Consider the following 25,329-nt stretch of genomic DNA (forward strand, 5'->3'; position numbering starts at 1 on the left):
TCGCTTTTAGTTTTTAAAATTTTTATCAAATTTCTAAATTTATGCCCAAATTTCACCTTTTTACTATTTTTTTAACACCGCTTGGCTAAAATTTGGCACTCATAAAAGGAAATTTATGCTTTTTGTTGAACTTTTTATAATTGGTATCGGCGTTGGATACATCGCTGGCTTTTTTGGCATCGGTGGCGGCACGGTCGTCGTTCCTATAATGGTCGCCTTTGGATATGACATAAAAACTGCTATTGGCATAAGCGTCATGCAAATGATATTTAGTGCGACTTTTGGCTCGTATCTAAACTACAAAGCTGGCCTTTTAAAACTAAATCGCGGCGTATTTTTAGGTCTTGGAGGATTGGTCGGAGCTAGCTTTAGTGGCATCATAGTATCTCACACGCCTGAGCTTTTACTCGAACTGCTCTTGCTTGCAACTTTTATCTTTTCACTCATAAAACTATACTTCACACCAAATAGCGACGGTACAAATGCGAACAACTCAGTGTTTTTGCTATTTTTAGTTGGTTTTTGTATAGGTGCACTTGCCATTAGTATAGGCATAGGCGGTGGGGTTTTTATAGCTCCTATTTTAGTTGGCTTCTTGCGCTATGATATGAAAAAAGCCGTTTCTATGGGCGTATTTTTCGTTATGTTTGCAGCCATTGCTGGCTTCATCTCACTCTCACTAAATGGTCACATCTCATACGCTGAGGGCATATTTTTAGGTCTTGGCTCGCTAATAGGCGCATACTTTGGCACTAAAAAGACGCAAAATACCGACAAAAAAACACTTAAAAAATGGTTTTTGGTCTTTTACATAGCGATGATATGTTTGATATTAAAAGATATGTTTTTTGAGTAAGAGCATGGCTAAATTTGCCACGCTCTTTTTTTTAAATTTCTTCAAAAAAGTAAGCTTCACTTAGTTTAAAAGCAAGCTCTTTTAGCTCATCTTTACTTAAATTTACGCTCTTTACGATATCTTTTAAACTAGCTTTGCCATCAAATTTTAAAGCGGCCTTGATCTCTTCATGGCTTAAGTTTAGCTTGCCATTTAGCTCATTTGCCAAAGAGATAACTGGTGAGCTAGCATTTAAAAAATACTCAAGATACGCAGCAGCTCTAGGCTTTAGTCTAGTTTTACCAGGCTCATAGATAAGTGCTTTGAGTTTTGAAGAAGAGATTTTAGTGTTTTGATCGTTTAAAATTTCAAGCAGTCCCACAAAAGCTTCATTTGCATTCTCGCTAAGTGCAGCCTTTACTTCACTTAAATTTAAGCTTTGTGGATAGCTTTTGCTTAAAATTTCTTGCGTTTTTGTCCTTGGCTGCTCGCTAAAATATGCAAAGTAAATCTTATCAAGCTCGCTCTCTCCAAGCACTGCATCAAAGTCCTCAGTACCGCCAAGCCTCTCCTTATGAGAGATGAGACTTTTTCTAAATGATCTATTAAATAAAAAATCGTTTAGCTGCTCTTTTTTGATGCGAGAGTTGTAATTTTGCTCGATATGTGCGTCAAAGCGATAAATTCCAGTTGAGCTTGCAAAGATATCATTTAGCGAAGCGTCTATGACGTAGCAAAGTCCATGCTTATCGATATGTTTAGCAAATTTATGAAAGTAGATTGGCTCGTTGCTAGCCTCTAAAAAGTCATGCAATATATAATAATCATTACCCTTTGCGATGATGCCTTGCAAGAAATTTAGCTGCGTTAGAAGAAGCTTCATGCTATCTTTGTATACGACATCGCTTTGGCTTTGCAGGCTAAATTTTAAATAATCCTGTAAGAAATTTAACTCACCTTTTACGTGAGCAAGTGCTTCTTTGCTGTCATTGCCTGAGCTAACAAAAAGCATAAAATCTCTTAAAATATCAAGGCTCTTCCAGCCAGGATAGGTATTATACGAAACATAAGCGATGCCATCCTTGCTAAGTAGTGCTTTAATCGTGGCAAGCAGTGCATCTCTTACATTTGGGCTCACCCAGCTATAAACGCCATGAGCTATAATATAGTCAAATTTCCCAAGCTCTTTTATATCGCTTTCGTTCATGTGCAAAAAATTTCGCTCAAGCAGAGTAAAATTTTCTAAACCTATCTGCTTTGCTACTTTGTTACCTTCAGCCACTTGATGGCTTGAGATGTCGATACCAACGACTTTTGCGCTTTTGTGCGAAATAGCAAATGGCAAGATATTACCGCCATATGACGAGCCAAGCTCAAGCACCCTAGCCTCTTTTAAGCTAGCTGCTTTAAGCCCCAGAAATTTAGCAACCGCCTCTATCCTAACAGGCGAGCAGTCGCTAAATGCGGCCGAGAAATAAGGAATTTCATCGTAAGCTTTCTTTGTTTTATTCATTAGCTATGTTTTCTTGCAAATTCTCTCATAAACTCGCCAAGTTTCTCGACATCGCTTTGGCTAACGGCGTTGTAGATAGAGGCTCTTATGCCGCCAAGATGTCTGTGACCTTTTAGCCCTAGCATGCCCTCTTTTAGTGCTTCTTCGACAAAAACTGGCTCAAGTGCGTGATCTTTTGGTATCGTAAAGCTCACGTTCATATCTGATCTGCTTGATTTTTTGGCATGGCCCACGTAAAAGCCATTTGAGCTATCTATGATGTCGTAAAGCGTGCTTGCTTTTTTGGCATTTATCTTCTCAACCTTGGCAAGTCCGCCAAGATCTAGCAGGTGCTGCATGGTTAAATTTAAAAGATAAATTCCAAAGGTTGGTGGTGTGTTGTAAAGCGAGTTTGCCTCTACGTGCGTTTTGTAGCGCAAAAACATAGGGACGTTTTGGCTGCTCACGCGATCAACTAAGTCTTTTCTTAAAATAACGATAGTCACGCCACTTGGGCCTGCATTTTTCTGAGCGCCACCGTAAAGCAAGCCGATACTACTAAAATCAAGCGGTCTAGCGAAAAAGTCGCTCGAAGCATCGACAACTAGGGGAGATTTTGTCTTTGGCATAGCCTTATACTGCGTGCCGTAAATCGTATTATTTGAGCAGATGTAGGCGTAGTCAGCGTCATCACTAAATTTCACATCAGGAATGTAAGAGAAATTTTCATCCTCGCTACTTGCTACGACATCCACATTTACACCAAGTACTTTTGCCTCTTTGATCGCTTTGTTTGTCCAAACGCCGGTGTTTGCGTATTGCGCCTTGCCACCTTGATATAAATTCATCGGTATCATGCTAAATTGCAAATGTGCGCCGCCTTGCAAGAATAAAATTTCATACTCATCACCGATGCCGTAAAGCTTTCTTATCTTATCCATCGCGCCAAAGTGGATCTCCTCAAAGGTCTTGCTTCTGTGGCTGATCTCCATGATCGAGTAGCCCTCGCCTCTGTAGTCGGTAAATTCGGCCTTTGCGTGCTCTAAAACGCTTAGTGGTATCGCGCTTGGACCTGCGCTAAAGTTGATTTTTCTACTCATTTTTACTCCTTGATAATTGCTTTTTTATGTGTATTTTGCGAGATAAGCTCGATCTCATCATTTAAATTTAAATCCCTAAGATCAACCCTCTTGCCATCTTTTCTAACCTCGATAAGCCCTTTTGTGCTCTCAAAAAAAAGTTCCCTCATCTCATAAGCCTTCTCTAGTGAGCTAAGGGCCGAGCCAAGGACTAAAATTTTTCTTTGCACGGCGTTTGCTAGGGCGTTTTGCTTGTTTGCTACCTCACTAAATTTTAGCTCGATCCTAGCTTTTAGGGCATTTGATGAAAATTTAGAAAGAAGAACATTTAACAAATTTTGCTTTTTGGTGATCTTTAAGCTTAAAGCGCTATCAAGATCATCGCTGAGCCTGTCAAGATACTGAAAAAATGCCTCTTCATCAGGCAGCAGATCAAGCATAGCTGCACTTGGCGTAAGCGATCTGCGGTCTGCTACAAAGTCGCTTATAACGTAGTCGATCTCGTGTCCGATAGCGCTTATGACTGGCGTCTTTGTAGCGTAAATTTCACGAGCTAAGCCCTCGTCGTTAAAGCACCAAAGATCCTCTTTGCTGCCACCTCCTCTAGCTAAAACAATCACATCTACGCCGTATTTATCGGCTCTGCGCAAGGCTTTTATAAGCGAGCTTGGGGCATTTTCACCTTGAGTTAAAGCATCAAAAATATAAATTTCGCTTAATTTCCAACGGCTCGTCACGACCTTTAACATATCCTGAAGCGCTGCCGAAGTAGCGCTTGTGACAAGGGCTATTTTTTTAGGTAAATTTGGTATCTCTTTTTTTGCAGCAATGTCAAAAAGCCCCTCATTTTCGAGCTTTTCTTTAAGCTGCCTAAACGCAAGCTCAAGCTCGCCCTCGCCATCAGGCAGCATCGAACTTGCCACTAGCTGATAGGACCCACTTGGCGAGTAAATAGTCACTTTGCCATAAATTTTTACTTTTAACCCATCTTTTGGCAGGAATTTCACTTTTTGGTTGTTCATGCGATACATCACAGCTGAGATGCTTGACTTCTCATCCTTTAGCGTGAAGTACCAGTGTCCAGAGGCGTGCTTAGTAAGGCGCGAAATTTCGCCACTTACCTCGACATAGTCAAGTGTGGCTTCAAGTAGTGCCTTTGCTTTTTCGTTTAGCTCAGAAACACTAAGCATTGATTTCTCTTACCTTTTTAGCGATAAATAGCGTCGAGATATCCATACTAAAGCCCTTGTAAAGCTCTATCTCAAAACCAGCTTCGACTAGCTCATCACAAAAGCTCTTAGCATCCAAGAAATTTTCGATCGAGCTTGGCAGATATTCGTATGCCTCTTTGTTTTTTGAGATAAAGCCACCAATTTTTGGCAAAATTTTACTTAGGTAAAAATCTCTTAGCGAGGTTATAAGGCCTTTTTTCTGGCGTTTTGTAAATTCAAGTACGACTACGTAGCCATTTAGAGCAAGCACTCTGTTAAACTCCCTAAGCGCTGCCTTTCGCTCGACCACATTTCTAATGCCATAGCTTATGCTTAAAATTTGAGCCTCTCTGCTTGCAAGCGTAGTGTTGTCAGCGTAGGCCTCTATAAATTGAAAATTTGGAAATTTTGCCTTCGCCTCTTTTAGCATACCACTTGAGGGATCGATACCAGTAAGGCTTTTTATCTGCACGCCAAATTCTTTTGAAATTTCACTCCAAAGCCCCATCATATCGCCAGTGCCACAAGCCACATCTACGATATTTATACTTTTATTTTTAAAAATTTCTAGCATATATCTGCAGGCAAATTTCCTCCAACTCACGTCCACACCAAGACTTAGCACTCTGTTTGCGACGTCATAAGTCGGAGCGATCTGGTTAAACATATCAACTATTTTTTCTTGTTTTTGCATAAATTTGCCCTTTTATATGTAGTAAATTTTTAAATTTCTTGAAATTTTACGAGTTGCTTTTATAAATTTAAGACGCTTTTTTAGTATCTCTTCTCTACTTTTATAAATTTGCTTGTAAATTTTACTCTCAAGCCTCTCTTTATCTAGCATTTCTGGAAGCCTTTTAAGGATGCCGAGCCAGACGTCATAGTCTTGAAGATTACCAAAAATTTCTTGCATCTGCTTTAGCTTCTCTTCATACTTTTTAAGCCCTTCAAAATAAAAAATTTCACATAAAAACTCATATGTGTATCTCATCTTTTTAAGCTCTATCCTAAGATCATGAAAGCTCTCATTTGGGCAGTCTTGATTAAGGCTTTTTAGCCTTTTTTGAGCTAAAACCAAAAGTGTTCTAAGCTTAAACGAACCAAGTCGCGAAAGGCTTACATCAAAGAGTTTTGACTTATAAAATTCACCCTCGTTTAAAAATATCTCCCACTCTTTTAAAAATGCGTAGTTTTCTTCGTCGCCAAGGTAGCTTTTTACATTTTCATACTCTAAATCTAGAGCCTTTTGCACAAAATAGATAGGCTCATTTGCGTGCTTTTGCTCGTTTAAAAAGCTCAAAAATACATCCAAATCTCGCTTTTTGTTTGTCGAGTTTGCAAGCATTTTAAAATTCTCACCAAAAAAAAGTGTCACTTTCTTATCAAAAACGCCGTTAAAAATTTTAAGGATCGATCTAACCTTTCTTAAATTTACGCGAAGCTCATGCAAAACTTCTTCATCTTTATCTATCAAATACTGGCTTTTTAGCCTTTTTATTACTTTAAAAATACTAACAAAAAGGACTCTTAGCGCCTCTCCGCTTTTTAGATTTGCAGCAAAATTTGGCAGAATTTCTTTTTCTTTTATGATCTTGTAGGCTCTTTTGTAGTCGATTTGTTCATTTTCATTAGCATGGATGGCAAGAAATTTGTTTTTATATCTTTTGTCACAAGTTACGTCACTTAGGCAAAAATTTTCTAAAAATGGTGGCAGATTGAAAAAGACAGCCTCATTTTCATCGCTAAATTCGATTTCAAATGTACAAAGCCCGTTTAGTTCATTTTTAAAAATATCGATATTGCAAGGATTGTTATTTAGTTTAAAAATATATCTATCTTTTAAGATGACGCTACCGATGCGGTTTTTAAGAGCCTTTTTAAACTCCACCTTTTCGCAAAATTCTTCATTTTCTTCTCTGATTAGATCTTTACCGATCTTTACAGTTTTTATAAATTTATCCTCTTCACTTCGAAAGCGAATCTCTTCATTTTGCGTTATCTTGGTATAAAACTGAGAAATTTCAAGATGCTTAAAGACTACTCCAGCTTCTTTTAAAAAATCTAGAATTTGAGAATTTTTGAGTAAAAATTTACGCTCTATCTCCAAACTCACATTTTTCTCCAAAATTTTTTGTTCATTTTAGCAAGTTAGTGCTTAAAACAATGAGAAAAATGCTAAATTTAGGCTTATTTTAAAAGTATTTTTATAAGAAAAAAGATGGAATTTATGCTGCTAAATAGCAACATAAATTTTATTTACAGTGTTTACAGCTTTTTACGCTAGCTACTATATTTAGACGTTCTATTATATTTCCGATCTTCTTTTCTAGTGCCTCTTGATATTTGCCAAGCTCAGCATCATCGTAGCTCACGTCTTCAACGCTTCCACAGCTTTCACAAACTACATGGATATGTGGATATTCGTAGATGTCGTATCTAGCTTTTTGATTGACGATATTTACTTCAACTACAAGACCTTCGTCTTTTAAAGTATTTAAATTTTTATAAACTGTCGCAAGAGAAACCGATGGACTCTCCTTTAAAATTTCATCATAAAGCTCATCAATCGTTGGATGCGTGTGGCGATCAAGAATTCTTAAAACGCTAAGGCGTTGTGGCGTGACTTTTAGCCCAGATTGCTTTAATAATGATACGTATTGCATAATGCTTTTCCTTGTTTTTATTTTGGCTTATGCTAGCAAAAATAATATTAAACGTTACTTTATTAAATGATATTAATTATTCTCTAGTAAATTTTTGGTGATCTGCTCGGCACTTATACCAAGGTACTTTTCGACCTCAGTAGTTGAACCATGAGGGATAAATTTATCTTCATACTCAAAACTAATGACACTTATATTTGATATTTTGTTTTCTTGTAAAAATGCGCTTACTATATCGCCAATACCACCCTTTTTAGCACTATCACTAAAGATATACCACTTTTTAGTGCGTTTTGCAAGACCTAGTAAAAGCTCGCTATCAAGTGGTTTTGCAAAGACAAGGTCAACTAATACCACATCAAGCTTGTCAGCTAGTAAATTTCTAACCAAATTTGCCCTGCCAACGCCGTTGCCATAGCCCAAAAATGCAACATCAGACTCTGCATCGGCTACAATTTCACCCTTGCCAAACTCAAGTGGTTTGGCATTAAATTCATCTCTTAAGATAAATGCTCCGCGCGGGTATCTAAATGCGCTTACGCCCTTGTAAGAGTAGGCAAATTCCATAACATTTTTCATACTCTCTTCGCACCTTGGGGCAAAGAGAACCATATTTGGCACAGCGTTTAAAAAGCTAATATCAAAGGCGCCCTGATGCGTTTCGCCGTCCTCGCCCACGATGCCTGCCCTATCCATCGCAAATGTGATGTTTAAATTTAAGATAGAAGCGTCGTGGATGACCTGATCATAGGCTCTTTGCATAAAGGTCGAATATATCGCGACAAATGGCTTAAAACCCTCTTTTGCCATGGCTGACATTGAGGTAACTGCGTGCTGCTCGGCTATCGCCACGTCCCAAAAGCGGTCTGGAAACTCATGTATGAGCGCGTCCATGCCAGTGCCTGTTGGCATCGCAGCCGTTACGCCAACGATGTCGCTGTGCTCTTTTGCCATCTTTAAAAGCTGCTCGCTAAAGATCGCCGTGGCTGACTTGTTTGACTGTCTTTTTATAAATTCGCCACTTTTTAGATCAAATGGCCCAACTCCGTGCCAATTTTCATAGTAACCCTCGGCAAATTCATACCCTTTGCCCTTTAGCGTCTGCACGTGCACGATGACTGGTTTTTTCATGTTTTTAGCGGTTTCAAATGTGCTAAGAAGCGCTGAAAGGTCGTGTCCATCGACTGGACCTATATACTCAAGTCCAAGCTCTTCAAAAAACATGCCAGGAGTGATGAGCCTGATGCCCTCCTCCATGCGTCTAGCCATATAGGCTGCAGAGTCTGGCATATAGCTTAAAAAGCGCTCAACCCTGCCTTTAAATTTTTGATAAAACTGCCCTGCCATCATCTGGCTTAGATACTTGCTAAGTGCGCCTATTGGCTTGCTTATGCTCATCTCATTGTCGTTTAGGATGATGACGCAAGGATATTTTCTATCCCCAAGCTCATTTAACGCCTCGTACGCCATACCCCCACTTAACGAGCCGTCGCCTATGACAGCTACTGGCAAGCGCTCTTCATTTTTTAGTTTGATCGCCTTTGCAGCGCCAACTGCAAGTGAAATGGATGTCGAGCTATGGCCTGCCACAAAGTAGTCAAATTTGCTCTCGCTTGGCTTTGTGTAGCCACTGATACCATTAAATTTTCTAAGCGTATCAAAGTTGTCCCAGCGCCCAGTTAGCAGCTTGTGCGCGTAGCTTTGGTGGCTCACGTCAAAGATAAATGGATCCTTTGTAACGTCAAAAATTTTATGCATCGCAACGATGATCTCGACTGCGCCGATGTTTGAGCTAAGATGGCCGCCATTTTTACTAACGGTAGCTAAAATTTTATCTCTGATGTCGTGGCAAAGTGCGTTTAGCTCATCGACATTTAGGCTTTTAACGTCTTTATTCATTATTTACCAACATTTTTAGCTTCTCAAGCCTTGTTTGCATCGTCGCATCGATGTTTCCGCCCTCGCTTATTATCACCACGCCACCCTTGCTTATGGCATCATCAGCGCTTACTTTTACGCGTTCGTTTTTACTAAATTGCTCTTTTAGATAGTCGCTATCTTCTGGATTTACGCGAATTTCTATATTTTTTACGTCGCTTAGCTCTTTTATAAGCGAATTTGCTAGGTGGTAAGCGATCTGGCTAGATGCGCTTGAAACCTCTTTTTCTATTACCTCTTTTGCGATCTTTATCGCAGTTTGCCCAAGCTCTTCCTCGCTCTTTTTCAAAAACTCATCAAATTTAGCGTACTGCTCATCTAGCTTTGCAGCTGAAGCGCTAAATTTAGCCTCAAGCTCTTTTATCTTTGCCTCATTTGCAGCATTTGTTTGAGCGATGCCTTCGTTTTTGCCATCCTCTTTTGCACGGATGGTCTCGGCTTCAAGTCGCTTTGCAAATTCGCTCTCTTGATTTTCTATTTGCATTTGGAGCTTGATGATATTACTACTTAGCTCATCTGTCTTTTTAAGCAGCTCCTCGACAAAACTCGAGTCAAATCCAGGCTGGTGAGCTTGGCTATTTTGAGGCTGAGGCGCAAAGTGATTTTGCATGTTTGGTTGCACTGAGTGCGGCATCTGAGGCGTGAAATTTTCACCACCTTGCTCTAAATTTTGCTCATTTAGCTCTTCACTAAGGTTGTTCTCTTCTATCAAAACAGGTGCGCTATCTTGGGCTCTTTCATTGCTCCCAAGTACCTTAAATCTATAATTTTCTATAAAGTGAGCCGGCGAGGTCTCACTTGTTATTACGCTACTTTTCATTCTATCATCTCATCTGCTTCGCCAACTTGGAATACACCTTGATCAGCTAAGGTTTGTACTACTTCTACAATGCGTCTTTGAGCCTCTTCAACATCTTTTACACGAACAGCGCCAAGGTATTGCATCTCCTCTTTAAAGGCTTCGGCTGCACGCTGAGACATATTTGATAAAAATTTATCTTTAATGCCATCGCTTGAACCCTTAAATGCAACCATAAGGTCTTTTTTATCGACATTTTTGAGAATTTCTCTAATCGCAGTTGCGTTAAGGTTGATAATATCTTCAAATGTAAACATAAGCTCTTTGATCGTTGTGGCAAGCTTATCATCGCTTTGTTCGATGCGCTCGATCGTGCTTTTGCTAGCTTTTTGACCAAGTCTGTTAAGCACTTCTGCCACAGCTCTTGGACCACCAACCTCGACCTTGTAAGATGTAAGGCTTTCAAGCTTGCCCTCAAGTACGGTTGAGACACGTTTTATTACTGATGGGCTAATATCGCCAAGATTTGCCATCCTGATCACGACCTCGCTTCTTAGCTCATCTGAAAAAAAGCTTAGCGTCTCAGCAGCACTACTTGAGTCCATGTGGGCTAGGATTAGCGCGATAGTTTGAGGGTGCTCTTTTACGATGAAGTCCGCGAGTTGCTGCGGCTTTATCTTATCAAGATAGCCAAAGCTTTTTGAGTTTTCCATGCTTTTTGCAAGCTTGTCTAAAATTTTCTGCGCAGCCTCTGGACCAAATGTGCGGTATAAAATTTCTTTTGCGTATTCTAAACCGCCACTTCTCATATATTGATTTGACTGCATGAGAGCGTAAAATTCTTCAAGCACTGCGCCTGCAACTTGTTTATCTATATTTTTTGCAGTCGCTATGTAGCCTGAAATTTCAGTGATAACATCAACATCCATATGAGAAAATATAACAGCTGTTGCCTCTTCGCCAAGTTGAATTAATAAAATAGCAATCTTTTCAGGCATTGATAGATCATCGTAGATCATCTTTTGCTTATCATTTAACTTCATCGACATTAAATTTCCTTGCGCATGTTAAAGTCACTATCATTTTTAACCATATCTTGAAGTAATGCCGCAATCTCTTCACTACGTTCAGAGATAACCGTTCTCATTTTTTCTAGCAATACGTCGTATTTTAGCTCGTCTTCATTAAATTCACCACCAAGACCAAGTTGTTCTTCGACTTTCTTGCGAGCAGCTTTAAATTTCTCAAGTGTATCTTCAGCATCAGTCTCGATATCTTCAAACTCATTCTGAACTTGTTCTTCTTCCTCTTTTGTCTCTTCAAGCATCTTTTGCATAAATGGTACGATAACTTTTTTGTAGAAGATGTAAAGTAGTAATGCTGCAAAAAGATACTTAAATATCGGCAAGAAAGGCACCACATAGCTATTCATAAAGCTATCCATTTTTTCGCTAGCACTTACGTCTTTATGTGTTTTAAACTCGAAGTTATCCAAGCTTACCTCATCGCCTCTATTTTGATTGTAGCCGATTGATTGCTTGATTAAATTTGTGATTGATTCTCTTTGCTCTTTGGTAAGCGGGGTGAATTCAAACTCGCCAGTTGGCTTGCCATCACTATCTTTTTTACTTTTATAAATACCATCTATAACGACAGCTGCGCTCACTCTGTTTATGCTAGCAAACTGCCCTTTGACGTTTGTCACTTTCTTTGAAATTTCGTAGTTTGTCTGCTGCGAGCTTTTGTTGTACTGCTCTTTTAAAGTGCTATCATCAAGACCTTGAACAGGGCCTATGTTGCTAACCGCACCTGGTACGCCGCCTACTTCATTTGGAGCTGAGCCTTGGCGCTTTTCTTCGATGTTGCTCTCGCTTCTTACGACGTTATTTGGGTCATAAACCTCGCTTTTTGTATCTTTTTTATCAAAGTCAAAGTCGATATTTACCTTTGCTACGACCTTGTCCGCACCGCCCACGATAGGAGCTAGGACATTTACGATCTTTTGCTCGTAATTATTTTCAAACTCGCGCTTATAGCGGATCTGCTGAGCTATAGCGTCACTATCAAACTCACCATCTTCATCGCCAAGTGCGACGCCATCTTGATTGACGATCTTTACATTTTCTGTGCTTAAGTTTGTAACAGATGCAGCGACAAGGTTTTTAATGCCAAAAATTTGCTTCGCATTTAGACTAACGCCTGGCTTTAGCTCGACTACGATAGAAGCGGTCGGGAGTGCTTGCCTTTCAGTAAAGACGCTCTCTTTTGGTATGGCTATTCTTACGGTTGCTTTTTGGATAGATGAGAGGCTCTCGATCGTTCTAGCTAGCTCGCCCTCAAGCGCTCTTTGGAATTTAACTCTCTGCTCAGCGTCCGTTGCGCCAAATTCTTGCTTGTCAAAAATTTCAAAACCGATCTTGCTCTCTTTTGGTATGCCAAGCGTTGCAACAGCGATACGCTCTTTATATACATCGCTTGTTGGCACAAGGATCGTGCCTTCATTTGCTAGTTTATACTTGATGCCGTCTTTGTTTAGCTGATCGACTATTAAGGCTGAGTCGCTTGGGCTGATATTTTCAAAAAGGACGCTATATCCTGCAAAACTATCACTTTTACTTTTGTAAAGCGTTAAAAATACCAAAAAAGCCACAACCAAAACGATCGAGCTGCCTGCGACGATCTTTTGTTTTAGTGAAAGCTTTTGATAAATTTGACTTATTTGATGAAGTAATGCCTTAAAATCCATATCCCTACTTTAAAATTTGCTCTAACTCTTCAAAAACTCTATCGTTTTGCCACGCTTGACCGATGGTTATTCTCACCGCATTTAAGGCGTAGCTTTTTAAATCTCGTAAAATTATACCTTTTTTTAGCATCTTTTCGCATATCTGGCTTGATTTTGGCTCGTTAAATTTAAAAGTTATGAAATTTGTGTAGCTTGGGATAAACTCGATGCCATTTTGCTTTGCAAACTCCTCATATCTCTTCATCTGCTCGAAGTTGTTTTGCATAGTTTTATGCACAAACTCGTCATCATCAAGCGCCACTATCGCTGCTCTTAGGCTTGGAGTTGTGATGTTAAATGGAGCTCTTAGCTTTGAAAGTGCGCCTATGATCTCTTCATTTGCCACGCCGTATCCCACGCGCATGCCACCAAGTGCGTAGGCCTTTGAGAAAGTGCCAAGATAGATGGCGTTTTTAAATTTTACCACCTCACTTGGCTTTATCTCTTTTTTGCTATCTTTAAATTTAGCAAATTCGTTGTAAGCACAATCAAGCACCACAAGCGTGTTTTCATCAATGTTTTTTATAAATTTATAGACCTCATCAGAGTCGATGCACTCGCCCAAAGGGTTATTTGGCAAGCAAAGAAAGATGACAGAAATTTCATCTTTGTGCGCGTTATAAATTTCTAAAAACTCGCTCAAATTATGCTCCACGCTCTTTGTGCGGTAAATTTTAGCTCCAGTTTGTTTTGCATAAATTTCATACATCGCAAATGTCACACCAGCCATCAAGACGCCACTTTGCTTGTTCGCCTTTGCGTGAAGTGCAAATTCTATGATCTGGTCGCTTCCAGAGCCGATGATTAGATTTTTGCTAGTTACGCCAAATTTCTTAGCCAGCCCCTCTTTTAGCTCAAAGTAGCTATCGTCTGGATAGAGATGTGCGTTTTTAGCGACCTCTTTTAGCGCCTCTTCTACGCGTTTACTCGTGCCAAAAGGGTTTTCATTGCTCGCTAGTTTTATCACATCTTTTGCATCGATGCCAAACTCTCTAACTACAAGCTCGATCGGCTTTCCAGCCTCATAATTTACTAGATCATCTAAAAAGTCATTAAATTTCATTACTCATCTCCGTTTAAATAGCTTCCAAGCCACGTTATCTCAGCGCCGCTCTCTTTTGCGAGTTCAAAGGCGTTTTGCACCTTCTCATCGTCGATATGACCTTCAAAGTCAAGATAAAAAATTGACTTAAATTCGCGCTGCTTTATAGGACGTGACTCAAGTTTTGTGATATTGATATTTTCATTTTTAAAGATAGAAAGCAGATCAGCAAGGCGTCCTGGACTATGATCAGTCTTTGCTAGGATCGAAGTTTTTGAGTTTTCAACCTTTGCATTTTTAAAATCGCTTAAGATCAAAAATCTCGTTCTATTTGCCATATTATCTTCAATAGTCTCATAGACGATTGGCACGTTGTAAATTTTAGCTGCGATTTTTGAGCAAATGGCGGCTGATTCTCTATCCATAGATGCCATATATGCAGCTGCTGCAGTTGATTTGGCTGGGACAAATTCGACCTCATTTAGCAAGTGATCTTCTAAAAATTTACGGCACTGGTTGTAGCCTTGAGGATGCGAGTAAATTCGCTTTATCTCTTTTAAATTTTCATTTATGCTAACAAAGCTATGATGGATATCTACGTAGAGCTCTGCCACTATCTTTATATCATCAAATTTACTCAAACAATCAAGCGTAGCTCCAACAGCGCCTTCAGTGTTGTTTTCGATAGGCACAACGCCATATTTTGCCTCTTTTTGAGCTAGCTTCGTAAAAACTGCCTCGATCGTAGCAAGTGGTAAATATGCACTCATCGCACCAAATCTACTTTGCGCCGCTTGATGTGTATAAGTGCCTTCAGGCCCTAGATAGACGATCTTTTGAGGCATCTCTAAATTTCTACTAACAGCAAAAATTTCAAGATAAATGGCCTCGATCGCAGCCTTATTTAAGGCTTTATCTTTGCTAAGGCTAGTTAAGCGGTTTATGATGGCTCGCTCGCGCTCAGGGCGATATATAGGCGTCCCAGTCGTTTGCTTTAGCTTGCCGATCTGCTCGACAAGCTTCATTCTTTCATTTAGTTTATTTAAGATGAGATCATCGATACTATCGATCTCTTTTCTAAGCTCATTTAGCTCTTGCATCAGTGCTCTCCAAAAACTCAATCTCAGGTGCCACGACGTCCTCAAAGCACTCACGTCTTCTTATCAGCCTATCTTTGCCATCAAGCACGCAAACTTCAGCAGCTCTGTTTCTTGTATTGTAGTTTGAACTCATACTAAATCCATAAGCTCCTGCCCCTTTAACCACGATGACGTCGCCACTCTTGCACTCTGGTAGCTTGATATCTTTTGCTAAAAAGTCACCGCTTTCACAAACTGGACCGACCACGTCACAAGTGCCTAAATTTTCATCCTTGCCATCGACAAAAATTTTGTGATGCGCGCCATAAAGGCTTGGTCTTATGAGATCATTCATCGCGCCATCAGTGATGACAAATCTCTTTTTGCCGTTAAATTTCTCATATAAAACGCTTGCGACAAAGTAGCCAGCATTGCCCACGATAAAGCGTCCTGGCTCGCAAACGATGGTCACATCTTGACCTTTTAGTGCGCCTAAAATTCCTTGTGCGTAGTCGTATAAATTTATCTCTTTTTCATCGTTGTAGATGATGCCAAGTCCGCCACCAACGTCAAAGAATTTGATATCGATCTCAAGTGCTCTTAGCTCTCTTAAAAGCTCACTAACGATCTTTGCGGCGTCTATTATCGGGCTTAGTGAAGTTAGCTGCGAGCCGATGTGGAAGTGTATGCCAGTTGGCTCAAGAAACTCTGAAGCTTTAGCGTGGATATACATCTTTTTAGCTGTCTGCGCATCGACGCCAAATTTGTTTTCATTTAGCCCTGTCGAGATATATGGGTGCGTTTTTGCATCGACACCTGGATTTACCCTGATGCTGATCCTTGCCTTTAAATTTAGCCCTTTTGCTATCTCTTCAAGCCTTAAAAGTTCGGCAAAACTCTCAACATTTATCAGCAAAATTTCATTTTCTAAAGCCTCTTTTAGCTCTTCATCGCTCTTGCCAACGCCGCTAAAGATGATCTGATATCTCTTGGCTCCTGCAAGAAGCGCTCTTTTGACCTCGCCGATGCTCACGCAGTCAAATCCGGCTCCAAGATCAGCCAGAAATTTTAAAACGCTTAAATTTGAGTTTGCCTTTACAGCGTAGCAAACCAGAGATTTTCTAGCGTAAAATGCGTTTTTTAGCGCCTCATAGCGCTCTTTAATGTAGTTAAAATCATAAACGTAAAGTGGGGTTTTGTATTTGCTTGCAAGCTCTTTAAAATCCATAAAATAGCCTTTTTTAAAATGGTTTGATTTTACAAAAAAGTTGCCAAAATTTGGCTTAACGATGCGATTTTATGAGATAAATGGCGTATGCAAAAAGCAAAATAATAGGAAGAACCATGCCGATCTCTGGCAAGATGACTGAGGTTTGAGCAAATTTAGTTAAGATAAAGAGAAGTCCCCAAACTACGAGCGTTATCACAACAAAGATAAATGTTGAGAGTGCGAGGTTAAAAAACCTGCCAGTCACTGGCAAATGATAGTAGAAAATAAGCAATAAAAATGGCGCAAAAAATGGTGTGATAGCTAGGTTATAAAATGCAGTCCTCGCGCTATCAAGCCCTATGCCTTCGTTTTTAAATGTCTTTATAAAATTTATCGCATCAGGTATGTTAAATTTTGAGTTTTCAACGCTTGCAGCACTCTCGATGCTCTTTGGCTTAAAGCCTCTTAACGCATCTAAATTTTCACTTTTTACCTTGCTAAAGCCATTTTCGCCAAGCTCTAAGCTTTGAGGCAAGAAGGTCTGATTTACATCTTCTAAAACCCACTCATTGTCTTTAAATTTAGCGTGGTCGGCAAAAGTTGTTGAGAGCAAGTCGGTGCCATTAATGTCAAAAATTCTCACATCATTTGCTCTTTGCTTGGCTGAGTTTAGCTCTTTTATATAGATAAATTTGCCTTCAAATTTCAAAAATGAGTCGTTTGTGCTTTTTGAAAAAGCGGTGTTTTTTGCGATACTTTTTTGATAGTCATGCGCATAAGCAAATGGCGTAAAATTTAGCCCAACGTAAAAAATCGTCACAAAAAGTGCGATGAGAAATGGCGGCAAAATGAGCTTGTTTTTACTGATGCCAAGAGCATAAAAGCTGATTAGCTCGTTTGAGCGAACCATATTTACATGCAAAATTATTAGCGCAAAAATGAGTGAAAGTGGCAAAACGTAGCTAATGGCACTTAGCGCAGTAAGGCCGACGTAGAGTAGCTGAAGGTTGGCAGATGGCGGCAGGTCTTTTAAATTTGTAAGCAGATCAATGCCAACATAAAATAGCTCAAGCGCTAAAAATACGATAAGAAAAGATTTTATATAGACCCAGCCAACGTATCTGGCGTATAGTTTCATTTGATAAGACCTTTTTTTACCGTAAATTTTTGTGAAATTTCATTGATATCACTCTTTAGTAGCTCACAAACCGCATTTTTTGTATAGGCTAAAATTTCATCTAAAGCCTTTTTCTCATCGTCACTAAACTCACCAAGAACAAAATTTTTAGCATCGCCCTCATGTCCGATACCAACACGCACCCTTTCGTAGTCGTTGCCTATTAGATTATCGATCGATTTTATGCCGTTATGTCCGCCGCTACTGCCGCCTTTTTTAAATTTAACCGCGCCAAAAATAAGGTCAAGATCATCGTGGATGACGATTATCCTATCTGGTTTATAAAAGTCTTTTACCGCTTTAACACTTTGACCTGAGAGGTTCATAAAGGTCGTTGGTTTTAGCAAGATAATGTCATTAAATTTAAAAACTTCGCCTTGAAATTTGGCTGAGCTAACATCTTTGAAATTTGAGTCTTTTAGGAGGTCTATAAGCATAAAGCCTATGTTGTGTCTAGTGTTTTCGTATTTGGGGCCAGGATTTCCCAGCCCCGCTATTAGTGTCACAAAAGCCCTTTTTATTTAGCTTTAATAACTCCAAGTACCGCAACACGGTCAGCGTCAATGATAGTAACGCCTTTAGGAGCTGTGATATCACGAACCAAAATCGTATCATCAATGTCAAGTTTGCTTACATCAACGTCAAATGAATTTGGTAAATTTTCAGCCGTGCATTTTACGCAAAGACGTCTTTTTGACTGGATCAAAACGCCCTTATTTTTAAGACCAATAGGTGTTCCAACAGGCTTAACTGGGATCATATATTTTGATAAAACGCCTGGAAGTGCTACTTTTAGATCTACGTGTTTAAGATCGCTTGTAACAACATCTCTTTGGTAATCAACAATAACGACATTATAAACTTTTCCGCCTACTTTTACATCAAAAGCAAGGCTCTCTTTTTTGCGTGCCTCTTTTATAAAGTCATTGACTTTAAAAGCAGCTGCAACATTCTCTAATCCCTTGCCATAAATGTTGGCGATTAGATAACCATCTCTTCTCAAAGCCTTTGCAGACTTTTTACCGATACTCTCTCTAACGATTCCTTCTAACATCGTTTTCCTTTCATAAAAAATAGGTGCTGATTTTATCCAATGCTTTATAAATTTCACATAAAGCTTGTTCAAGAATGATCACTTTTGCTGTTTGTGTATTAGCTTAGGCTTCTTTGTCTAAAGTGATTTCATAATATCATCAAATGCTGACACAAACTGCTTTAAACCGTCGCTTAATAAATCTTTATAAACGACATTTATATCTATCTCATTATTTTTTATAATCTGGAAAAAGCTTGATACATTTTCTTTACTAGGTACATTTTTTACCTCTGCTTTTTCTTTTATAAATTCTTTTATCGTTTCGATAGGTGCTGTATTTATAGAATTTTTATACATTAGCTCTCTAACATAATAATCCCCTCTTAAACCACCACCTTTTACGCCTGTGCTTGCAAAAAGTGTTCTTACATTTTCTAGTCCAAAATCTTCAATCAGGTGGTATATATTTGCAGCATTCATTATGCCGATTTGCCCCGTTGGCAAGCTCTTTGCAGCCATAACCTCATCAAGCTTTCTATCAAATCTACTTACAAAAACACTTATCACACCTTTTGGCATAGTAGTATCTATAAAGCGACTTGCATAAGCCTTACTACCTTCTTTGAATGCTTCAAGGCAGTTTTTAGCCTGATCTAGTGAAAATATAAGCGTAGCATTTACGCTAATCCCCCTTGCCATAAGCGCGCTCATCGCCTCATAGCCATCTTTTGTAGCTGGAATTTTTATCATAACGTTTGGCATTGATATTAGATTATGTAGCCTGATACCTTCTTCTATCGTTGCAGCTGTATCGTCACTTAAATTTGGATCAACCTCAATGCTTACAAAGCCATCATCGCCATTTGCATAATTTTTTAACATTTTACATGCGGCGATTTTTATATCTTGAGTAGCCAAAATTTCATAAAGATCTTTTGGATGGCGTTTATTGCTAGTTTCTATTATCTTTTTATAAGCAGGTGAAGCAAATGCTGTTTTAAAAATAGCTGGGTTGCTTGTAGCACCGTTTATAACATTATTTTCCAATAAAGAGTTAAATTCGCTTTGTAAAAAATTTCTCTCTATAAAATCACACCAAAGAGAGAATTTAGCTTCGTTGTCATACATTAATTTCTACCTTATAAATTTTAAAATTTCACGTAAATCTTTAACATCAACACAATGTGTCGCCTCTTTTTTTAAGATATCTTTTGCACAAAATGCAATGCTAAGGTCGCACTTTCTAAACATCGATATGTCATTGGCCCCGTCCCCAACACACATTATCTCGTCCTTGCCTAAATTTAATAGTCCACACAAGCGGTCAATCATATCTCCCTTTGAACTACTAAACATCATTTCTCCGCCAACTTCGCCTGTTAAAATTCCATCTTTGTGGTGCAATATATTTGCAAAATTTGCATCAAAATTAAGTTTTTTTTGCATTACATCGGTTGCATTGTGAAATCCACCGCTAAAAACCACAACTTTAATACCCTTTTGTTTTAAAGCCTCTATTAGCTCGCCAGCTCCTGGCATTATGGGTAAATTTTTGCAAATTTCATTTACTTTTAAAAGTGGCAATCCTTTTAAAAATTTTACTCTTTTTGTAAGACTTTCAAAAAAATCAAGCTCACCGTCCATCGAACGCTTAGTTATATTGGCTACTTCTTCGCTAGCATTATTAGCGGCGGCGAGAATATCTATCGTCTCGCCGTCCATTATTGTAGAGTCAAAGTCAAAAACACAAAGTTTTATCAAGCTATACCCTAAAAATCACGTTTTAAAAGGCTTTCGACCTTCAAGATCGTAAGGATATTTTGGTCGCGCTTACCGATACCATAAATCATACCTTTGTCTTTTACTAAAGTCTCTGGTGGCGGATCGATCCTATTGCGGTCTATTCTAATAGCCTCCGTCAAGCGGTCTATCACAAAGCCAGCGATATTATCCGCATCTTTCATAACGATATATCTTGTGCTTGGGCTTTGTTTTGTGACATTTAGTGAAAAACGCTTACGCAAATCAATAAGCGGAATAACATTTCCACGTAGGTTAAACACTCCAAGAACGTAATCAGGCACACTAGGAACACGTGTATATTCAATAGGTTTGATTATCTCTTGGATATTTAAAATAGGTATTGCGTACTCCTCCTCACCGACAACAAATCCTACTAGCTGAACTATATCTTCGTTATTTTTTAGCTCAGTTCCATTCATTTGCTGCTTTTGTTTGCTTAAAACTTGATTTAGTTTATTGTTCATCCCTTACCCCTAAGCTAATTTTATATTCTTTCTAACGACATTTTCTAAGTACTCGGCTGAATATGGTTTTGTAATATACTCAGTCATTCCAACTTCTACGCCACGCAATCTATCTGTTTTTGACGTCCTTGATGTAACAGCAATAAGTGGTAAATTTCTATACTTAGAGTATTTTCTAATTTCGCCAGCCAGTGTATATCCATCCATTCTTGGCATCTCAATATCTATCAAAATCGCATCAAAGGAGTGCTCTCCGGATTTTACGATATTTAGTGCCTCAACACCGTTTGTGGCTTCTATTATCGTTACCCCAGTTGGTTCAAGCGCTTTTTGCATGATAGTTCTATCCATTTTTGAGTCATCAACTATCAAGACTTTATAATCGCTTGGTTTTTCCTTTGCTTTTGTGCTATCTTCTATTTCGGCCCTAATGTCTACCTTTATATCTTTTGCCATCTCCATCATAGCACCAACATCGATAATCAATGTCACACGACCATCACCTCTAATAGTAGCACCAGCAATACCTGGGATATTTTGCAAATAATCACCCATTGATTTAATAACAATCTCTTCTTGTCCAACCAAAGTATCGACGATAATGCCTAGTTTTGCTTCAGCAACACCGATTATTACGACATAAGTTTGATCTCCGCCATCAAATGCCTTTTCTACACCAAATACGTCAGAAAGTCTAACAAGAGACAAGACTTCATCTCTTAGCCTTAGTACATTTTTGCCATCGATCGTGTAAATATCATCGATCGGCACACGAACAGTTTCAAGAACACTAGCAAGTGGAATAGCATAAAATTCTTCTTGCGTTCCAACAAGCAATGACTGAATAATCGCAAGCGTGAGTGGAATTTTAAGCTTCATAACCGTGCCTTTTCCAACTTCACTTTCAATATCAATGATACCGTTTAGTTTTTCGATATTAGTTTTAACAACGTCCATACCAACACCACGACCAGATACGTTTGTAACTTTTGCCGCAGTTGAAAATCCTGGTCTAAAGATAAGGCCAAATGCCTCTTTTTCGCTCATCGCATCAGCTTCACGCTCGGTGATAATGCCTTTTTCTATCGATTTAGATTTAAGCATATCCGCATCTAGACCCTTACCATCATCAACTATCTCAACAACGATGTGATTGCCTTCATTGTAAGCTTTTAGCTGAACAAGGCCTTTTTCAGGCTTGCCTGCTGCCTTTCTTGTCTCAGGATCCTCGATGCCATGATCACATGAATTTCTGATGATGTGCACTAGTGGATCGCCGATCTCTTCTACGATTGACTTATCAAGCTCAGTCTCTTCACCTGAAATTTCAAGATCGATTTGCTTACCAAGATCGCGGCTAAGATCGCGTATCATACGTGGAAATTTATTAAAGACTTTTGCTATTGGAAGCATTCTTGTTTTCATAACGGCAAGCTGTATATCAGTCGTTACTAAGCTTAGACTTGAAACTACTTGATTTAGCTCTTCTAAAAATTTCTCTCCCTCGTATCTCTCTTCCACGTCATCATAAATTTTTAATAAGCGGTTTTTACCAAGAACAAGCTCGCCGATTAAGTTCATTAAGTGGTCAAGTCTTTTTACCTCAACGCGTATAGTTTGTTCCTGCGCTACTGCACCGCTGCTTGCTGCTGGGACCTTTTTATCTCCGTCTTTTTCTTTACTCTCTGCTTTTGCAGCTGGAGTTGAAGTGCTACTTGCAGCTGGAGCTATCTCGCTAGGAGATTTTGGAGCTATGCCTTTTGAAGCACGTCTAGCCTTATCTTCAGCTTTCCTAACTTTTAAAAGCCTCTCTATCTCAGCTTCTACTTCAGAGTCGCTTAGCTTTGAAAGTTCAGCATCACTTATCTCTGGTGCTTCTTCGGTAGGTGCAGCTGGTTCTGGCTCTTGTGCCGGCTCTGGCACTGGCTCAGCTACTGGTGTAGCAGGAGCTTCTGGAGCTGCTGCTGGAGCCTCGCCTTCAGAAATTTGAGTAAGTCTTGCACAAATGTTTTTAATATCAATGCCAGCAGCTGTATCATTTCCATGATCTCTAATGCTACTTAACAAGCCTTTCATCATATCAACTGACTCAAGAACTACGTCCATAATGTCTGGAGTGATCTTTAGCTCGCCTTTTCTAGCTTTGTTTAAAACATCCTCCATGTGGTGAGTAAGCTCTGTTAAAACATCAAAATTTAAAAAGCTTGAACTACCTTTTACTGTGTGAGCAACGCGGAAAATTCTATTTAAAAGCTCCAAATCTTCAGGGTTTGCCTCTAGTTCAACAAGGTCATGATCTATCTGCTCAATAAGTTCGAAAGCTTCTATTAAAAAGTCTTCCATTATTTCTTTCATATCATCCATGTTTCACCTCATTTTGCAGATTTAGAATGTGCTTCAATAACTTTTAGCACTTCTTGATAAAATATGCTCGCATCAAATTTTGTAAGATACGCCGCACCACCAGCTTCTTTGCTCTTGATTTCACTAAAATCATTACTCAATGAGGAGTTAAATACTATTGGAACTTCTTTAAATCTTTCATCATTTTTAAGAGTTGAAGCAAAGCGGTATCCATCCATCTGTGGCATTTCGATATCACTTAAGATAACTCTAAGCTCTCTTGATAAGTTATCTCCATATCTTTGATAAAGCTCTTCCATTCTCTCCAAGCCCTCAACGCCATTTTTAGCCTCAACTACGCTAAGTCCCATCTTCTCAAGTGCATCTTTTACTAGTTTTCTAGCAGTCGAGCTATCATCTAAAACCAAAGAAACACCTTTTAATTTTTGATCATCTGTTACATCAAATTCGATCTTTGGTGAGTAAATTCCAAGCTCTTCCACTATGCTTTCAAGATCAAGAATAAGCAAAACTTCATCATTTTCTATTCTTGTTACGCCTGTTATTTTGCCTTTATCTAAAGCGCCGGAACCTGAAGCAAAATTTGCAGGCTCGATATCTTTCCAGCTTATACGCCTGATCCTTTTTGCCTCATGGACGATAAAGCCGATCAAAATACCACTAAACTCAGCAATAATAACACGTGGCTTTATAACTACGCCTTCGGTTGGCTCGATAATATTCATCCATCTTGCCAAATTTATGACAGGGATCACCACGCCCCTTAAATCAAAAATTCCCTCGATATACTCGGGAACGCCAGGAAGCTCTGTAAGATTTGGCATCTTAATGATCTCCCGCACCTTTGCGACATTGACTCCGTATATTCCTTCATATACTTTGTTTTCGGTCTTTTTAAAGATACGAAAATCAACAAGTTCCATCTCGTTTGAGTCCGTTTTTAGTACGTTATCTCCAAACATCAATGTCCTTTCAAACTCATTTTGAGCAAATTTAATTTTTGCTGGGCGTATTCTACAACAAAATAACTTTGCTCGCATGCAAAACAAGGTAAATTTATATAAAATCTATCATAAATATTAAATTGCCTGCCTTGATGATAGTGCCCTTCTACTACTATATTAGCGCTGTAGTCGCGTAAATGACTGTTCATCAGCTCTTCAAAATTAGGAATTTTGTAGTCTAAATTTTTCTTAGTAAGTCTAGTCAGTATTGCTTTTGATATTTTAAAATGCAAAAATTTATCCAAAGCATTCATGAATTTTAAAAACCATTTGACACGCAAAAATCTGAGTGCGTATTTATCCACAAACGGCAAAAATATATCACCATGTGCGATCTGGACGCGCTCTTCATTGATCGTCTTAAAAATTGCTGGCTGTGCGGAAATGTCATAGATTTTAACAGCTTTATAGCTTTGCACCTCATGCCCATCCCAAATTTCTCTTGTTTTATTAAATAAATTTGAAAGTCTAAAGTCGTGATTGCCCTCAAAATAAAAGATCTCTATTTTTTCAGAAATTTTATTTATAAGTCTCAAATGCTCGGCGTAGAAATTTATAGTGTATTCGCTCTCGCCACTTAAAAAATCAAACATATCGCCTAGTAAAAAAATTTGTGGTGGCTCTGGGATTTTTCCACTATCAATGGCACGCAAAAATTTTAAAAAACCATCCCTATTTACATTTTCGTGTGCGTCGCCTATAAAAATCGCACCATCTTTAATGACGGGTGCGTATAAATATTCACTCAAATTTGGCCTTAACTAAAAGATATAAATTTAATCCATTCATGAGCCAAAAGCCTGCATACTGACTATTATCAAGCATGACTTTTGGTTCTAGCGATATCACTTTTTAAGATTTTTAATTAAATTTTATAGGCTTGTAGCAGATCTTTACGATCTCAACATCGCTTCTACCCTTTGGTAAATTTAGCACCACTTCATCGCCCTCAGCCTTGCCTAAAAGTTGCTTTGCAAGTGGCGAATTTATCGAGATATAGCCTTTATCTATGTCGCTTTCACTAATACCAACTATCGTGTAGGTATGCTCTATTTCGGTTTCCTCGTCCATTATCGTAACACTTGAGCCAAACCTAACTCTATCATGCTCGTAACTACTTGGATCGATCACTTCAGCATTTGCAAGAAGCGAGCCTAGCTCTGCTATCCTAGCATCTATGAAAGCTTGTTTTTCTTTGGCAGCATGATACTCGGCGTTTTCCTTTAGGTCGCCATGGCTTCTTGCGATATCTATCTCAGTTACGATTTGAGGACGCTGCACGAGCCTTAAATCCTTTAGTTCAGCTTCTATTTTTTCGTATCCGTATATTGTCATTGGTTCACTCATT

Annotated in this window: 24 protein-coding genes; 1 reads left to right on the forward strand and 23 read right to left on the reverse strand. The window is 38.9% G+C overall.

Annotated features, from left to right (window positions below; all coding sequences use genetic code 11):
- Positions 1-115: 115 nt before the first annotated feature.
- Positions 116-856 (forward strand): sulfite exporter TauE/SafE family protein, encoded by a 741-nt coding sequence (locus B9N66_RS05455; RefSeq protein ID WP_087580228.1) that lies wholly within the window; start codon positions 116-118, stop codon positions 854-856.
- Positions 857-887: 31 nt separating this feature from the next.
- Here the strand turns inward: B9N66_RS05455 and B9N66_RS05460 are convergent, their stop codons facing one another.
- The 23 genes from B9N66_RS05460 to greA all read right to left on the reverse strand — a co-directional run bounded on the left by B9N66_RS05460 (position 888) and on the right by greA (position 25,328).
- Entirely contained in the window at positions 888-2,348 is a 1,461-nt protein-coding gene (locus B9N66_RS05460; protein ID WP_087580229.1) for a class I SAM-dependent methyltransferase, read from the reverse strand.
- Complete coding sequence (serC, locus tag B9N66_RS05465) at positions 2,348-3,427, reverse strand: phosphoserine transaminase (protein ID WP_087580230.1); 1,080 nt, start codon at positions 3,425-3,427, stop codon at positions 2,348-2,350. Before serC ends, B9N66_RS05460 begins: the two co-directional genes overlap by 1 nt.
- 2 nt (positions 3,428-3,429) lie before the next feature.
- On the reverse strand, positions 3,430-4,596 hold the full coding sequence (xseA, locus tag B9N66_RS05470; RefSeq protein WP_087580231.1) for an exodeoxyribonuclease VII large subunit: 1,167 nt from the start codon (positions 4,594-4,596) through the stop codon (positions 3,430-3,432).
- Positions 4,589-5,311, reverse strand: a complete 723-nt coding sequence (ubiE, locus tag B9N66_RS05475; protein ID WP_087580232.1) for a bifunctional demethylmenaquinone methyltransferase/2-methoxy-6-polyprenyl-1,4-benzoquinol methylase UbiE — start codon at positions 5,309-5,311, stop codon at positions 4,589-4,591. The genes xseA and ubiE overlap by 8 nt, the downstream gene beginning before the upstream one ends.
- A 12-nt stretch (positions 5,312-5,323) precedes the next feature.
- Positions 5,324-6,730, reverse strand: coding sequence for a CYTH and CHAD domain-containing protein (locus tag B9N66_RS05480; RefSeq protein ID WP_257639782.1), 1,407 nt, complete (start codon positions 6,728-6,730; stop codon positions 5,324-5,326).
- A 139-nt stretch (positions 6,731-6,869) separates the two neighbouring features.
- Positions 6,870-7,280: a Fur family transcriptional regulator gene (locus tag B9N66_RS05485; protein ID WP_054197019.1), complete on the reverse strand. Its 411-nt coding sequence runs from the start codon at positions 7,278-7,280 to the stop codon at positions 6,870-6,872.
- Between the two features lie 72 nt (positions 7,281-7,352).
- Positions 7,353-9,179 carry a 1-deoxy-D-xylulose-5-phosphate synthase gene (gene dxs, locus B9N66_RS05490; protein ID WP_087580233.1) on the reverse strand — a complete coding sequence of 609 codons (1,827 nt, stop codon included), beginning with the start codon at positions 9,177-9,179 and terminating at the stop codon, positions 7,353-7,355.
- On the reverse strand, positions 9,172-10,038 hold the full coding sequence (gene fliH, locus B9N66_RS05495; protein ID WP_087580234.1) for a flagellar assembly protein FliH: 867 nt from the start codon (positions 10,036-10,038) through the stop codon (positions 9,172-9,174). The genes dxs and fliH overlap by 8 nt, the downstream gene beginning before the upstream one ends.
- The gene (fliG, locus tag B9N66_RS05500) at positions 10,035-11,066 is read right to left on the reverse strand and encodes a flagellar motor switch protein FliG (protein WP_002939877.1); all 1,032 of its coding nucleotides are present in this window, start codon (positions 11,064-11,066) and stop codon (positions 10,035-10,037) included. Before fliG ends, fliH begins: the two co-directional genes overlap by 4 nt.
- Positions 11,066-12,763, reverse strand: a complete 1,698-nt coding sequence (fliF, locus tag B9N66_RS05505) for a flagellar basal-body MS-ring/collar protein FliF (RefSeq protein ID WP_087580235.1) — start codon at positions 12,761-12,763, stop codon at positions 11,066-11,068. The genes fliG and fliF overlap by 1 nt, the downstream gene beginning before the upstream one ends.
- A gap of 4 nt (positions 12,764-12,767) precedes the next feature.
- Positions 12,768-13,865, reverse strand: a complete 1,098-nt coding sequence (gene hisC, locus B9N66_RS05510; RefSeq protein ID WP_087580236.1) for a histidinol-phosphate transaminase — start codon at positions 13,863-13,865, stop codon at positions 12,768-12,770.
- Positions 13,865-14,944, reverse strand: a complete 1,080-nt coding sequence (pheA, locus tag B9N66_RS05515) for a prephenate dehydratase (RefSeq protein WP_009294657.1) — start codon at positions 14,942-14,944, stop codon at positions 13,865-13,867. The genes hisC and pheA overlap by 1 nt, the downstream gene beginning before the upstream one ends.
- A complete protein-coding gene (gene lysA / locus B9N66_RS05520) occupies positions 14,928-16,151 on the reverse strand; it encodes a diaminopimelate decarboxylase (protein WP_087580237.1) in 1,224 nt (407 codons plus the stop codon). Before lysA ends, pheA begins: the two co-directional genes overlap by 17 nt.
- A gap of 55 nt (positions 16,152-16,206) precedes the next feature.
- Complete coding sequence (locus tag B9N66_RS05525) at positions 16,207-17,271, reverse strand: LptF/LptG family permease (protein ID WP_087580238.1); 1,065 nt, start codon at positions 17,269-17,271, stop codon at positions 16,207-16,209.
- Positions 17,268-17,816, reverse strand: a complete 549-nt coding sequence (gene pth / locus B9N66_RS05530) for an aminoacyl-tRNA hydrolase (RefSeq protein ID WP_087580239.1) — start codon at positions 17,814-17,816, stop codon at positions 17,268-17,270. Before pth ends, B9N66_RS05525 begins: the two co-directional genes overlap by 4 nt.
- An 11-nt stretch (positions 17,817-17,827) precedes the next feature.
- Complete coding sequence (locus tag B9N66_RS05535; protein ID WP_002939542.1) at positions 17,828-18,364, reverse strand: 50S ribosomal protein L25/general stress protein Ctc; 537 nt, start codon at positions 18,362-18,364, stop codon at positions 17,828-17,830.
- Positions 18,365-18,481: 117 nt separating this feature from the next.
- Complete coding sequence (locus B9N66_RS05540; RefSeq protein WP_087580240.1) at positions 18,482-19,474, reverse strand: transaldolase; 993 nt, start codon at positions 19,472-19,474, stop codon at positions 18,482-18,484.
- 6 nt (positions 19,475-19,480) lie between these two features.
- Complete coding sequence (gene serB, locus B9N66_RS05545) at positions 19,481-20,107, reverse strand: phosphoserine phosphatase SerB (RefSeq protein WP_087580241.1); 627 nt, start codon at positions 20,105-20,107, stop codon at positions 19,481-19,483.
- Positions 20,108-20,115: 8 nt separating this feature from the next.
- The gene (locus tag B9N66_RS05550) at positions 20,116-20,613 is read right to left on the reverse strand and encodes a chemotaxis protein CheW (protein WP_021091642.1); all 498 of its coding nucleotides are present in this window, start codon (positions 20,611-20,613) and stop codon (positions 20,116-20,118) included.
- A 9-nt stretch (positions 20,614-20,622) separates the two neighbouring features.
- Positions 20,623-22,977 carry a hybrid sensor histidine kinase/response regulator gene (locus B9N66_RS05555; RefSeq protein ID WP_087580242.1) on the reverse strand — a complete coding sequence of 785 codons (2,355 nt, stop codon included), beginning with the start codon at positions 22,975-22,977 and terminating at the stop codon, positions 20,623-20,625.
- A gap of 8 nt (positions 22,978-22,985) precedes the next feature.
- Positions 22,986-23,939, reverse strand: a complete 954-nt coding sequence (locus B9N66_RS05560) for a chemotaxis protein (RefSeq protein ID WP_087577569.1) — start codon at positions 23,937-23,939, stop codon at positions 22,986-22,988.
- The gene (locus B9N66_RS05565; protein ID WP_087580243.1) at positions 23,939-24,730 is read right to left on the reverse strand and encodes a UDP-2,3-diacylglucosamine diphosphatase; all 792 of its coding nucleotides are present in this window, start codon (positions 24,728-24,730) and stop codon (positions 23,939-23,941) included. Before B9N66_RS05565 ends, B9N66_RS05560 begins: the two co-directional genes overlap by 1 nt.
- A gap of 112 nt (positions 24,731-24,842) precedes the next feature.
- A complete protein-coding gene (gene greA / locus B9N66_RS05570) occupies positions 24,843-25,328 on the reverse strand; it encodes a transcription elongation factor GreA (protein WP_087577567.1) in 486 nt (161 codons plus the stop codon).
- Position 25,329: the final 1 nt, after the last annotated feature.

Source organism: Campylobacter concisus (assembly GCF_002165775.1).
GTDB classification, from domain to species: Bacteria; Campylobacterota; Campylobacteria; order Campylobacterales; family Campylobacteraceae; genus Campylobacter_A; species Campylobacter_A concisus_E.